Annotated in this window: 11 protein-coding genes; 5 read left to right on the forward strand and 6 right to left on the reverse strand. The window is 59.1% G+C overall.

All coding sequences use genetic code 11. From position 1 onward, the window contains the following. Window positions 1-267: 267 nt before the first annotated feature. The gene (locus tag AC0V6V_RS11015) at window positions 268-1,800 is read right to left on the reverse strand and encodes an alanine/glycine:cation symporter family protein (protein WP_486165433.1); all 1,533 of its coding nucleotides are present in this window, start codon (window positions 1,798-1,800) and stop codon (window positions 268-270) included. A 323-nt stretch (window positions 1,801-2,123) separates the two neighbouring features. Here AC0V6V_RS11015 and secE point away from each other — a divergent pair, with 323 nt between their 5' ends. From secE to rplA, 4 genes are all read left to right on the forward strand, one after another. Further along, window positions 2,124-2,333, forward strand: coding sequence for a preprotein translocase subunit SecE (gene secE / locus AC0V6V_RS11020; protein WP_486137396.1), 210 nt, complete (start codon window positions 2,124-2,126; stop codon window positions 2,331-2,333). A 70-nt stretch (window positions 2,334-2,403) separates the two neighbouring features. Next, window positions 2,404-2,940 (forward strand): transcription termination/antitermination protein NusG, encoded by a 537-nt coding sequence (nusG, locus tag AC0V6V_RS11025; RefSeq protein WP_472644252.1) that lies wholly within the window; start codon window positions 2,404-2,406, stop codon window positions 2,938-2,940. 446 nt (window positions 2,941-3,386) lie between these two features. After that, window positions 3,387-3,818 carry a 50S ribosomal protein L11 gene (gene rplK / locus AC0V6V_RS11030; RefSeq protein WP_472644255.1) on the forward strand — a complete coding sequence of 144 codons (432 nt, stop codon included), beginning with the start codon at window positions 3,387-3,389 and terminating at the stop codon, window positions 3,816-3,818. A 2-nt stretch (window positions 3,819-3,820) separates the two neighbouring features. Continuing rightward, a complete protein-coding gene (gene rplA / locus AC0V6V_RS11035; RefSeq protein WP_486166335.1) occupies window positions 3,821-4,516 on the forward strand; it encodes a 50S ribosomal protein L1 in 696 nt (231 codons plus the stop codon). 162 nt (window positions 4,517-4,678) lie between these two features. Here the strand turns inward: rplA and AC0V6V_RS11040 are convergent, their stop codons facing one another. The 5 genes from AC0V6V_RS11040 to AC0V6V_RS11060 form a co-directional block, all read right to left on the reverse strand. After that, window positions 4,679-5,605 (reverse strand): GNAT family N-acetyltransferase, encoded by a 927-nt coding sequence (locus tag AC0V6V_RS11040; RefSeq protein WP_486165435.1) that lies wholly within the window; start codon window positions 5,603-5,605, stop codon window positions 4,679-4,681. Next, window positions 5,605-6,588: a polysaccharide deacetylase family protein gene (locus tag AC0V6V_RS11045; protein ID WP_486165436.1), complete on the reverse strand. Its 984-nt coding sequence runs from the start codon at window positions 6,586-6,588 to the stop codon at window positions 5,605-5,607. The genes AC0V6V_RS11040 and AC0V6V_RS11045 overlap by 1 nt, the downstream gene beginning before the upstream one ends. A gap of 62 nt (window positions 6,589-6,650) precedes the next feature. Continuing rightward, on the reverse strand, window positions 6,651-8,768 hold the full coding sequence (locus AC0V6V_RS11050; protein WP_486165437.1) for a GMC family oxidoreductase: 2,118 nt from the start codon (window positions 8,766-8,768) through the stop codon (window positions 6,651-6,653). Window positions 8,769-8,881: 113 nt separating this feature from the next. Continuing rightward, window positions 8,882-9,643, reverse strand: coding sequence for a competence/damage-inducible protein A (locus AC0V6V_RS11055; RefSeq protein ID WP_486165438.1), 762 nt, complete (start codon window positions 9,641-9,643; stop codon window positions 8,882-8,884). Window positions 9,644-9,704: 61 nt separating this feature from the next. Then, window positions 9,705-11,213, reverse strand: coding sequence for a flavin-containing monooxygenase (locus AC0V6V_RS11060; RefSeq protein ID WP_486165439.1), 1,509 nt, complete (start codon window positions 11,211-11,213; stop codon window positions 9,705-9,707). Between the two features lie 110 nt (window positions 11,214-11,323). On the opposite strand from AC0V6V_RS11060, the gene AC0V6V_RS11065 reads away from it, so the two are divergent. After that, window positions 11,324-13,351, forward strand: a complete 2,028-nt coding sequence (locus tag AC0V6V_RS11065) for a TonB-dependent receptor plug domain-containing protein (RefSeq protein ID WP_486165440.1) — start codon at window positions 11,324-11,326, stop codon at window positions 13,349-13,351. Window positions 13,352-13,558 lie beyond the last annotated feature (207 nt).

Below are 13,558 nucleotides of genomic sequence, written 5' to 3' on the forward strand. Positions count from 1 at the left end.
GATCGCTGGTCTAGCCCTAGACCATACACCGACGAGCTGCTGCGGCGGAAAAAGCATGGCCCCATCCGCTCGATGGACTGTGATGAACCTGGCGCAGGCGAACGCTTTGTTCGCTTGTTTTTCAAACGCTGAACCACGGGCCGCTTTCTCGCGGTCCGATAGCTTCTCATGTCTCATACCCTAAAAAGGGCCGGCCTGTACCTGGCAGACCGGCCCTTAATGGTTTTGGTGAAGGGATGAGGCCGCCCAGTTCAGGCGGCCTTAGCCTTAGTACTCTTCAGGCTCTTCCGGTGTGTCGGCCCGGTAGTCCTTGCCCGCTGTCTTATCGCCTTGGGCGAGCTTGAACACCACGCCCGATAGCAAGACCAGAGCCAAGAGGTTCGGCAATGCCATGGCCGCGTTTGAGATATCGCCGAGACGCCAGACCAAAGTCAGGTCGAGCGTGCTGCCGAGGTAGATTACAACGCACCACAGAACGCGCCAAATCATGTGCAAGATCTTCTCGCCGCCCCGGGTCGAGCCCGGGATACGGTCATAGATGAAGGTGATCGCGCGTTCGCCGTAATAGCTCCAGGTGAGCAGGGTGGTGAACACAAACAGGATCAGCGCAGTCGATGCGATCAGCGTTCCGATTGGAATGCTTGCGATCTCAAGTGGGAAGGCTGCGGCGAATGCGCCGGACGTCATGGCAAAGCCCTCGAGGTCCGAATTCCATGCATGTGCCACCGCGACACCGTCGCCAGTGAAGTCGCCTTGCACCGTCAGGATCACCAGCGCGGTCATGGTACAGATAACAATCGTATCAATGAACGTGCCCAGCATAGCCATGCGGCCCTGCTGCTGCGGATCGTTGGTTTGCGCCACCGCGTGAGCGATTGGGGTCGAACCCTGACCTGCCTCGTTAGAGAACAGCCCGCGCGCAACACCGGCCCTGATCGCCAGCATGATCGCTGCGCCAGCAAAGCCGCCGGTTGCCGCCTGGGGGTTAAACGCACCGTGGAAGATCAGGCCAAAGGTCGCCGGAATGTCTGCAATGTTCAGGATCAGCGCGACGATTGCCATGATGATATAGGCACCCGCCATGAACGGAATGATCTTCTCAGCGACGCCGCCGATCGATTTGATCCCGCCGATGATCACAATGAACACCGCAATGGCGACAATCGCGCCGCCAATGGCTTCTTCAATGCCAAACAGCTCGTTGAGGCCATCTGCAACCGCATTGGCCTGGATCGAGTTGCCGGTCACAAGCGCGGAGAACAAAGTTCCGATACAGAAGAAGATCGCCAGCCAAGTGTATTTCGGCCCTAGCCCCATCATAATGTAGCTCATCGGGCCACCGCGATAGACGCCGTCGCTGGTCTTTTCGCGGTACCGGATCGCGAGCGAGCCCTCAGCAAATGCCAGCGCCATACCGATCAGCGCGGTCACCCACATCCAGAAAATCGCGCCCGGTCCGCCGAGTGCGATGGCGGTTGCCACACCGGCGAGGTTACCTGTGCCAACTTGGCCAGATAGAGCGGTCGACAGGGCGGCAAATGGAGAAATCTCCCCCTCGCCTTCGCCCTTGCGGCTTTTGAACAGCCCTTTGAAAGAACTGCCCAATTGGCGGATTGGGAAGAACCGCAGGCCGAACATGATGTACAGGCCAATGCCCAGCAAAATGATCGTCATCGGCGGAACTGGCTGACCCGCGATCTGCAGGACCTGCTCGCCGTTCCACGTGCCGCCCCAGATGAAGTCTGAAACATTGGTGACGCGATCAATCAAACTCATAGATCCGGTGTCTGTTGCTGCCATGATTCGGCGATCCCCCAAAGGAATTGTATTTGTAGCGAGCGCCCAGGGTAATCCCATGGGCATGAAGCCGCGCACGCTAGAGCCGTGCCTGCGCCTTGGCTAGCATTTTAACTTTCCCTGTGTAAGCGGGCTTCGAAATCCGATTTCGCCATTGAGAACGCTTGCTATTGCTGCGGCTCGCGAGTAAGCACGCAGCCGTCTTTCAGACATTGATAATCAGACCAGCCCCTCCCGGACCTTGTCCGGGGCGGCGTAGAACCCTACCTGAAAGTCTATGGCGGAAAGACCCGCGAGAGTATTCAAGGACGATAAGGCTTAGCATTATGGCCGAAGAGAAAAAGAGCAGAACATCACCCGCTGAGTTCATGAACCAGGTTCGGTCTGAGACCAGCAAGGTTGTGTGGCCGACGCGTGAAGAGACGATCCGCACTGCGATCTTCGTCTTTATCATGATGGTGATCTTGTCGTTGTTCTTCCTTGCCGTCGATTCTGTCTTCAGCGCTATCGTCAGCTGGCTGCTCACACTCGCATAATTTGACCGTGCGGCGAGGTTCCCCTCCCGCTCGGCTCACCGGTTCATTTTCGACTTTCTAGGGATTAATCATGGCTCGCTGGTACATCATCCACGCTTATTCGGGCTTCGAAAACAAGGTCAAAGAGGCGATCATCTCTGAGGCTGAGCGGCTTGGCTTGTCCGAGGGCGTCGAAGAAGTCGAAGTGCCGACCGAGACCATTACCGAAGTGAAACGCGGCAAGAAGGTTCAGGTCGAGCGTAAGTTTATGCCGGGCTATGTTCTGGCGAAGCTGCGGATGAATGACGACATTTATCACCTCGTCAAAAACACCCCGAAGGTCACCGGCTTTCTGGGCAATAACAACAAGCCGCAACCAATCAGCGAAAAAGAGGCCGCGCGCTATTTTGGCGGCGTCGAAGAAGCGAAGGCTGCGCCCAAGCAGCAGGTCAGCGTCGATTACGAAATTGGCGACAGCGTCAAAGTGCTCGACGGTCCATTCGCCAGCTTCAACGGCGTGGTGGAAGAGCTCGACTTCGACAAAGCGAAGGTCAAGGTCTCCGTCTCGATCTTCGGCCGGGCAACCCCGGTTGAGCTCGACTTCGAACAGGTTGAACTGGTCAAGTAGCTTGTTGTCGTTGCACTAGAGGCGGCAAAAGCGCCTTCTGTGAAGACCAAGCCCTCAATCTGCCGCAAGAAAGCGCGATTTGCCTCTGTCGATGAGGCTGAGGCTGCCGCTGAGGCTGCCCCATTTAAGCTGCGCGCCTATCGCTGCGAGCTATGCCGCAGGTACCACCTCACCAGCCGAACCAAGGGTATGAAAACGCCGCGCGCTGAGCTGGCGCGTTGTCGCGGGCAAAGCTGAGCCGTTTTCAGGCTGGTTTACAGACCGCGTCTGACCGTCAATTTGCTTGCTTTTTACCTGCGCCGCGTTATGTGCGCTGCTTCCTCGGCAGAGCATTGTGCAATGCGGCGGAAAATCTCGTGCGGGAGGCTCATGTAAATGGGCTGTTTGACCGCTTAACATGCAGGTGGGCTGAAACGCGCATCTGACAGTGTGAAAGGAGGCCCTACGTGGCCAAGAAAATTGAAGGCTATATCAAGCTGCAAGTTCCAGCTGGTACAGCAAACCCATCACCGCCAATCGGCCCAGCATTGGGTCAGCGCGGCGTGAACATCATGGAATTCTGTAAGGCGTTTAACGCCGCAACACAGGACCTTGAGAAGAACGCTCCGATCCCAACCACCATCACGGTTTATGCGGACCGCTCGTTCACCTTCACCACCAAAACCCCGCCAGCATCGTACTTCATCAAGAAGGCTGCGAAGCTGAAGAAAGGCTCTGGCGAGCCGGGCAAGGTTGTTGCTGGATCGATCAAGACCAGCGCGCTGAAGGAAATCGCTGAGGCGAAAATGGCTGACCTCAACGCGAACGATATTGACCAGGCTGTGAAGATCATCGCGGGCTCTGCTCGTTCGATGGGCCTCGAAGTGGTGGAGGGCTGATCATGCCGAAGCTTACCAAAAATCAAAAACTGCGCGCTGAGCTCGATTTAGAAAAGCTCTACGGCGTTGACGACGCGATCAAGACCCTGCGCGAGCATGCGTCCAAGAAGTTCGACGAAACCGTCGAAATCGCGATGAACCTGGGCGTTGACCCGCGCCACGCCGACCAAATGGTTCGCGGCATGGTGTCGCTGCCATCAGGCACTGGTAAAGACGTAAAAGTTGCTGTGTTTGCGCGCGGCGACAATGCGGACAAGGCGACTGCCGCTGGCGCTGATAAGGTCGGCGCGGAAGACCTTATGGAAGACATGCAGGCTGGCAATCTCGACTATGACCGGATCATCGCGACCCCGGACATGATGGGCGTTGTTGGCCGCCTCGGTAAGGTGCTGGGTCCAAAGGGCCTGATGCCAAACCCGAAGCTGGGCACGGTCACTCCAAACGTTGAGCAAGCCGTTAAGGACGCCAAGGGCGGCCAGGTTGAGTTCCGCGTTGAGAAGATGGGCATCGTCCACACCGGCATCGGCAAGCTGTCGTTCTCTGACGATGCGTTGAAGGCAAACTTTGAAGCGCTGACGCAAGCGATCGTCAAAGCCAAGCCAACCGGCGCGAAGGGCAAGTATGTGAAGAAGGTCACTCTGACCTCGACCATGGGCCCAGGCGTTAAGATCGACTTCGCGGAAATCGAAGGCGCTTAATTTGACTGGGGTGAGTGCGCATCCGCGCTCTCGCTTCCTCGCTCATGCGACCTTACGGTCGCATCGCTGCGGGCGGCCAGTCGGCGTTGCGGTTCCTTCGGAACCGATTGGTTCAAACTGATAGAAAGGGCTGGGAGCTTACGCTTCCGGCCCTTTTTGTATCTAGGCCCTTAGCAAGCCGCGCATTTTGCCGAGCGCGCCGGTGCGAGCTGCTAGGCTCTTTGTGCCAGCGACCAGATTGTCGAAGCCTGCTCGTCCGCTCAGCAGAGCGCGGTTGGCCAGCGTTGGCTCCAGCAATACGAAGCTAGTGCAATCTGCGCTGTCGGTGCCGAACATGGCTTTGTGCGAGCCCGTGCCTTCGGTGAAATCAAAGTAAGCAAAGCGCTCTTCCGCGAACAGCCGCTCCAGCGCCTCCATTTGCAGCACAGTGCCCGGTGACCAGCGCGACCAGTCCGGGTCGTAGCCAAGATGCGCATAGACCAGAGTTTGGCCGGTGATCGGCAGCGCGAGGTAAGCAATCGCTTTGCTACCAGCGTGCAGCAGATAGCAGCGCATTTCACCCGTCTCAGCCTTGGCGAGCATTGCTGCATGCGCCTCGGGTGTCTCTGGCAGGCCGGCATCCAGCAAGCGCGCCTGATAGGTCTTGGCTGACAAAGGCAGAGCGGCGTTCAGAAACGCCTCAACCTCTTGCGGAGTGCGGTGCTCTGTGATTGCGAAGCTCTCTCCGGCTTCGCTCGCCAGCTTGCGCTGCTTGCGCCTCAGCGTTGAGCGGGTTTTGCCGGAAAAGCGGGCGAGGTAGTCTTCATAGCTGGGGCAGATCGCGGGGCGCATATCGATATAGTGGCGCTGATAATCCTGCCGCCCGCCGATCAGATGCTGCGGGAATTGCGCCTGGATCGCCGGCACGGCGGAACGCGGCGCGGAGAGGACGCGCACTCCGTCGGGTCCGGACTGCGGAGCGTTTGGTGGCGCGTCATCGGCTGCCAGCACATCTTGCAATGAAAAGGCCCAAGTCGATAGCTCCCGGCCAACGGACAGCAGCCGCCGCGAACCGACTGTGAAGTCAATCGAGGTGCTAGCCCCAGCCATCAAAGCGAGCCGTAAAGCGTGTTCGAGGCAAGCTGCTCGGCCAGACGCCAGCCTGTGCGCAGCGGGTTCGCGGGCAGCGGATCAGACGGCAGCGGGTTAGAGGCCGAGCCATGCAGCGGCGGGGTGTCACGGTAATTGCCGCTGGTCACGCCCTCCATATCGGCGAGCGCTTTGCACAGCCCCTCAAAGCGTGCGTTTACGACCCGGTTCAGCGTCATCTTGCTGCGATTGACCAGTTCAAAACTGTGCGTCACCAGCGTGAAGCTGGGCTGATTGGTGCTGCGCGCATAGCGCAATGCGGCGGTCATCTCGCCCAGCGATAGCGCAGTCAGCTGAGCATGCCGCAGCCCGCCGGTGATGGTCGCAATCGCGCCCACGGGCACTTCGATGATGCCCTCGTGCAGCATTGGCGAGCGGTCGCGCTCTGTCAGGTCAATCTCGCACGGACCGCGCCCAACCAGAGCGGGGCAGTGGCTGCTGTCATAGCGGATGCCAATGGCGGCCAGCGCCCGCAATGTATCGTTGTTTGCGCCATAATTGCCCGCTCTAAAGGCAACCGGTTTGGGCGCGCCCGCCGCGATCAGGACATCGCGCGCATATTCGAGCAGTTGGCATTGCTCTTCGAAGGTGAAATCTTTGATATGGCCGCCTGTGCGGTCTTTGAGGACGGCTTTGGACCCGGCCAATTCCAGCCATTCGGTGTGGCAATGCAGCTGAACATCCTGGCCAGCCTCGATGATCGGCCCGACCACATCTTCGATTGCGGCAATGCCCCAGATCATGGCGGGCATCGGATCGACGAAAAACACCGCCTTCACATCGTGCTCGGCGAATTTGGCGAGCTTGTGGGTGATCCCCGCTGGGCCATCGGGCGTGATGCAGGCGATCGAGCGCGCAAAATTGTCTTCGCGCGCAGCCTTATCCGCGCCGGTAAACAGCCCCGAGGAATACTCGGTATCAATCGTGATAAATGCCTGCGTCATCGCGCCTGCGGGATAGCGAAAAAGGGTTAAAAGGTCGTTTGATCGACCATGCCAAAATCCCGTTATGCGAAGGCTGAATGCGCCATCGCCATGGTAAACATTTGCGCGTTGATCCGGATGGAGGAGGGGAACACGCTCGCATCGGCGACATAGAGGTTGCCGGTGCCGTGCACTTTCAGGTCTGCGCCCACCACAGAACGGTTGGGATTGGAGCCCATCACATTGCCGCCTTGCGGGTGGGACGTGCTAACGATGAAGTCGTGCCCGTCCTTGAGGTGTTGCTCCACCAAAGCCTCAATATCGTCGCCCGGCCGCACGGTGACATTGCTGGAGGTGGGGAGATAAACCTCTTCTGCTCCACCGGCGAAGTGCATCTTGACGGCATCAACAACAAACCCACGCAATTGCTCGCGGTGCTTGCGTTTCAGCTTAACGCGGAAATTCCCGCCTTTCACTTCGCCCATATCGCTGACCGGCATAAGGATGCCGAGGCACACGAGGTTGGAATAGGATTCCATCCGGCGGACATATTCGCCAAACCATCCGCCCATCGAGGCTGAGAATGTCGCGGGCGGGTGGAACCAGCTCTCGATCAGGTGATCGCCGCGGTCGACATAGGTTCCCATTTGCACGCCGTCCCAGCTGTTCACCGCATGCGGCATTTTGGCGATCACGGGGCAGGCGAGATTGCAGGCAATCTGCTCACCAACATCGGCAAAATCGAACCGCTCCATCAGCGCCGAGGAGGCGCCTGTACCGGCGGCAATAATCGCGCCCTTGGCCGGGCGAATGCGCACATGGCGGCCATTTTGCCGCGCCTCAACCGATTTCACCGGCTTGTTGTGCAGGTTCCAGCCGATATTGATGCGAAAGGCGGCGGTGTTCTCTGCAATGCGCGCGCCAGCTGCCAGCGCGTCTTTCAGCAGGGTTTGGACCACCGAGCTCTTGCGATCATAGGGGCAGCCAGAATTGCAATAGCCGCAGCCCCAACATTCGCGCGAGCCGTGGCCATAATTCTTCTCAAACCGCGCGGCCTCGACATTGGCATCGTCGGCGCGGCCATGACCCTGAGCCTTAAACGCATTCCAGGCGTTGCGCAGATGCGCGCCGTTGGGCCCGGATATTTCCTCGGGGATCTCGGCAATGCCCAGCCGGGTCCACAAATGATCGAATGCGGCAGTCAGCTTGCCGCCCGCGTTCACATCAACGCCGTATTCGTCTTTCCAATGCTGGATCACATCCTGCGTGCGCGGATGCGGATTGGGCTGATCGGGGCGAAAGCAAATGCCATTGTTCACCAGCGATGATCCGCCAATACACTCGGCCTGAAGGATCGCAATTTCGCGGTTGCTGGAGGTCATCAGCCCGCCGCCAATATACATGCCGGCATATTGCTCTGCGTCGCGGTGACGGATTTCCGCCGTTGACCAATAGTCACCCTTTTCGATGATCAGAACATTGTCGCCTTTGGCCGCGAGCGCGGCAGCTGCGGCGGCTCCGCCCGCGCCGGAGCCAATCACGAGCCAGTCACAATCCTCGGTATCGGCTAAATCGCTGCAGGTGAGATCATCCGTGTCCGCAAATGGCTTTGCATTGGCGCGTGATTGCGGCGGGACGAACCCGATCCCGTTCCAGCTGCCAGGTTGCTGATAATAGGCGGAGTAGAACACTGTCCTCAGCCGCCCAAGCGAGCGGATGATGCCAAAGTCAGCCTCCGCAATCTTGTCGGTCAGGCGCTGCTGACGCTCTGCAATGGATAGCTCGGTGAAGCTGCGCCGCAGCCACAGCTCCAGCAGAAACAGGCCGCGCTTTACGTCTACGCGCGTGCTGTCGGGCAGGATCGCGATCCAGCGCATCGCATTGTTGACGACGTCTTCGATTGTGCCGCTGGGCGGAGCGCCGCCAAACAGGGCCTCGACATAGGCGTGTTCAAAGCTTGCGCGGCGCTGAGCCACAACTTCGATCAGATTGTCATCCACCTGGATGGAATTGGCCTCAGCCCGGTTGATCGCCTCGCCTTCGAGCGCCACCGCGCCGGCATCGCCTATAATATAGTCCGCGCGCTCACCATCTGGTCCGGCTTCCACGCGCACAACGGGATGGCCATCAGCAGTCTTTCCCAAGGGGCGCACATTGCTCGGCGCAAGTGCGGTAATGACGGAAGGTGATGGGTTAGGCATCGCACAATCTCCCCTTTGCTCAGGCAAGCAGAAGATGACGCAATTTGCTTTTGTCCGAAATAGAAATAACGGCGATTCCTTGTAAGGACGCGCCAATCTTTGCCGGTTTCTGGTTAAATACCGCCCGGCGTGAAATCATAGCCGCTTGTTGCTAGCCCATCGCACAGCGAATCTACAGCAGACTTGAGTGTGTCTTTTTCAGTTGAGCGCAGGACGAAATTGGCGCCCACTTTGCCTTCGCGAAAGAAGGGGTAGGAGCCGATCTGGCATCCCTCATGGGCCTGTTCGACCTCGATCAACAGGTTTGCAACTTCGCTTTCCGCGATCCAGCAGCCGACGGTTTCTGTGATCAGCGGCGCGCCGCCTTCCAGCTTTCCGGTGAGCGCATCCAGCATGCCAGCGGCGATATGCGGAACGCCTGCCATCAGGATCACATTGCCCCGCCGGATACCGGGCGCGCCGGACATGCGATTGGGGATCAGCTCGGCGCCCTCGGGCACGCGGGCCATGCGCAGCCTGCCTTCGTTGATGCCGCCCTTGTCTTCATAATACCGGGTCAGCAGCGCGCGCGCTTCTTCATTGATGACAACCGGCACGCCGAGCGCCTTGGAGACGGCATCGACCGTGATGTCGTCATGCGTTGGGCCGATCCCGCCGGTGGTGAAGAGATAGTCATTGTCCGCGCGCAGAGCGTTGACCGCCTCAACGATCGTGTCCTCCACATCGGGCACCACGCGCACCTCTGCCAGACGGATGCCTTGCACCTGAAGCCAGGATGCGACCTGTGCAATGTTCTTGTCTTGGGTGCGGCCGGAGAGGATCTCATCGCCAATAATGACAAGGCCCGCTGTCCAGATTTTGTCCGATGTGGTCATGGGCAGGGGGTTAGGAGACTCTTGCTTTGACCTCAAGCGTTTGCGCGTCTGGCCGACGTGCCTATTCTGCCGCTTCCAGCTCGCCGCCGGATGCACCTGCGTCTTCGCTGGCATTGCTAAACTTCAGCCAGCCATCGTCGAGCGGATCGCTCGCCATGCGTTTGCGGTCGAGCACATATTCCTGATTGAGCCGCCATGGGTATTCGACCGCGTTCCTTGGCATGATGTGCTTGCCGCGCTGGATATAGCCGCTGGAGAAGTCGAAAATATCGTCCTCTTCCAAGGCGGCTTCGGCCTCTGGCGTGAGGGCTGGGGTGGCGATGGCCGCGCCGGTCTTGCGCATGTGCTCCAGCAAACGGCAGATGTAATCTGAGTTGATATCCGCTCTCAGTGTCCAGCTGGCATTGAGATAGCCGAACACCACCGCAAGGTTGGGAAGGTTCGAGAACATGCAGCCTTTATAGTAAAAGCGCTGGCTTAGATCGGTGGGCACGCCATTCTGGCTGAGCGCGATCTTGCCCGCGACGGCGAGCTTTAGCCCGGTCGCCGTTACGACGATATCCGCCTCGATCAGCTCGCCTGATTTCAGGCGAACGCCTCCTTTCTCAAACTTCGCAATATGCCCGGTAACAACCGCAGCCTTGCCCGCATTCATCGCCGCGAAAAGATCATCGTCAGGCACCAGGCACAGGCGTTGATCCCATGGGTCATAAGGCGGGGTAAAGCTCGCCTTGTCGTAGTTCGGGCCGAGCGCTTTCTCGATCTTCTTATGCAGCGCGTCTTTAACTTTCTCCGGCTTCTTTCGCGCCGTTTTGAAGACGAAATCCTGCATGCGGATGTTTTTAAACCGAGTGATCCGATAGGCGAGACTGTCCGGCAGGATCTTGCGTATGGTGTTGGCGAACCAATCCTTCGCGGGCTGCGACGCCATCCAAGTTGGCGTGCGCTGGAGCATGGTCACATGCGCGGCTTTGTCCGCCATGCTGGGAACAATCGTGACCGCCGTCGCGCCGGAGCCGATCACCACCACGCGTTTGCCGGTGTAGTCTAAGTCCTCTGGCCAGAATTGCGGGTGCAGAACCTGACCTTCAAAATCACCCAGATCAAATCCAGGGTCGAACGGCTCGTCATAGTCGTAATAGCCAGAGCCGAGGTAGAGGAAGTTCGCTGTGATGCGGGTGCGCGTGCCGCCTGCCTGCTCCAGCTCGACATGCCAGCGCGCTTCATCATCGCGGAAATCGGCAGCGATCACTTTGTGGCCGAAGCGGATGTGCTGGCGAATGCCGCGCTCATCCGCGATCCGGTTGAGGTATTCGAGGATCGACGGCGCATCCGCGATGCTTTTCTCATGCCGCCACGGCTCAAAATCAAAGCCAAGCGTGTGCATATCGCTGTCAGAGCGGATGCCGGGATAGCGGAACAGATCCCAAGTCCCGCCCAAATTGTCGCGCTGTTCGACGATCGCATAGGAGTGATGCGGCGATTTCATTTGCATGTGCGCGGCCATGCCGATGCCGGAAATTCCGGCTCCAACAATCAGAACATCAACCTCTGGTGCAGTGGCCAGCATCGTCTTCTCTCTCCTGTTGGTGTGGAGGTAAGCACACGATGGCCGCAAAAGCGAGTCACGATTGCATTTTGCAACTGACTTGCGGGCGGGGTTCGTCTAAGCGGCGGCCCATGTTGAAAATGCGATGGTCGCTGTCGGCCGCTCTCCCCCTCGTTTTGTCCGCACCGCTTTATGCCCAAGACCAAGGATCTGATGCCGATGGCGATGACAATGTGATTGTCGTCACCGGTGAAGGGCTGGAGCAGGCAGCCTCCACCGGCGTCTACGCGACGAGCGAGATTGACCGTGATGCGATCATTGCCACTGGCTCTGGCCGGATCGAAGATGCGCTGCGAAATGTCGCTGGGTTCCAGCAATTCCGCCGCTCTGACAGCCGTTCTTCCAACCCCAGTGCGCAGGGCGTTACCCTAAGGGCGCTAGGCGGCAATGCGACCAGCCGCGCCTTGGTCGTGCTGGACGGGGTGCCAATTACCGATCCGTTTTTTGGTTTCGTCCCGCTCAGTTCCATTGCGCCTGAGCAATTGGGCCGTGTTCGTGTGACGCGCGGCGGCGGCTCGGGTCCGTTCGGCGCAGGCGCGTTGGCGGGCACGATTGAGCTTGAAAGCGCGAGCCTCGAGACGCTTGGCCCGGTCAATGCCAGCCTGTTGGTGAATGACCGCGAGGGAACCGAAGCCAGCGCCAGCCTGGGCGCAAATCTCGGCTCCGGCTTTGCCGTTGTGAGCGGCCGTTGGGACCGCGGGCAGGGCTTCTTCACCACGCCGCAGGATCAGCGCGTGCCCGCAACAGCGCGCGCCGCTTTCGACAGCTGGAGCGTCGGTGTGCGAGCCGCTGCGCCATTGACGGATGACGTCGAATTGCAAGCGCGGGTGCAGGTCTTTGATGACGCCCGAACGTTGCGCTTTGACGGCGCAGACTCCACCAGCGAAGGCCAGGACGCGAGCATTCGTTTCGTGGGCCGGGGTGATTGGCAGTTTGATGCGCTGGCCTATATTCAGGCGCGCAATTTCTCCAACATCGTGATCAGCTCCACCCGCTTTGTGCGCGTGCTTGATCAGCGCAACACGCCCTCGACCGGGCTTGGCGGCAAGATCGAAGTGCGCCCGCCGGTTGGTGGCGGGCATAATGTCCGTCTGGGCGTCGACTACCGCCGCTCTGATGGCGAATTGCAGGAGGAGGCGTTTAGCGCCTTCACTGGAGCACTGACGCAGCGCCGCCGTGCGGGCGGCACCAACAGTGATCTCGGTCTATTCGTCGAGGACGATTGGCAAATTGGCGCGCTATTGCTGACGGGCGGATTGCGGGCCGATCGCACAGTAATCTCGGACGGTTTCTTCCGGGCAGTCGATGCCAGCGGGGCCTTGGTCAGCGAAACAATCGCGCCGGATCGAAGCGATTGGACGCTCTCCTGGCGCGCGGGCGCATCCTATGATGTCGGCGGCGGGCTAGGCCTGCGCGCAGCGGCCTACACCGGCTTGCGGCTACCGACCCTTAATGAGCTGTACCGTCCCTTTGTGGTGTTTCCGGTGGTGACGCAGGCCAATGCCGCGCTCGAAAATGAGCGGCTTGAAGGATTTGAGATTGGTCTCGATTGGCGGCCCAATGACAATGTCAGCCTGGCTCTGACCGCGTTCGACAATCAGGTTGAGAACGCGATTGCCAACGTCACTCTCACGCCAACCCTGCGGCAACGGCAAAATCTGCCAGCGATTGAAGCGCAGGGGATCGAGGCGGCGCTTGGGCTCCAATTTGGTCAGGTGAGCTTTAACGGCTCGCTGGCCTACACCGATGCTGAGATCGCGGGTTCCGGCGCATCCATCGCGCTCGACGGCAATCGCCCTCCGCAAACGCCAGAGCTCGCTTTCTCCGCCACGCTCGCGTGGGAACCTGCCGAAGGCTGGCGGCTTGCCGGAACTTTGCGTCATACCGGAGCGCAATTCGAAGACGATCAGGAAACGACCTCTCTGCCTGCAGCAACCACTTTGGATGCGTTTTTCCAGGTGCCGATTGCAGGTGAGTTCTCAGCCGTGCTGCGCGGTGAGAACTTGCTTGATGAAGAGGTCGTCACCCGCAATTCGAACGGCGCGATTGACTTGGGCGTGCCGCGCACTGTGTGGTTTGGCCTGCGCTACGGGTTCTAATTCAGGCTCTAGGTCGGTTTCGCTACAAAGCGGCTAACCTCAGCTAACTCGCAAGTATATTTCGCAGCCGCAGCAAAAAGTGCACATTTGCTGCGGCTGCAGCACAGTATGTTGCATTTTTGCATCAATTTTTGAGAACCCACGTCGCGCTCTTGCGAATTGAATTCGCGCGTGACTAGTCTGCGACCTAAAAAAATAAGACATCGG

The sequence above is a fragment of the Erythrobacter sp. S249 genome (assembly GCF_057364975.1).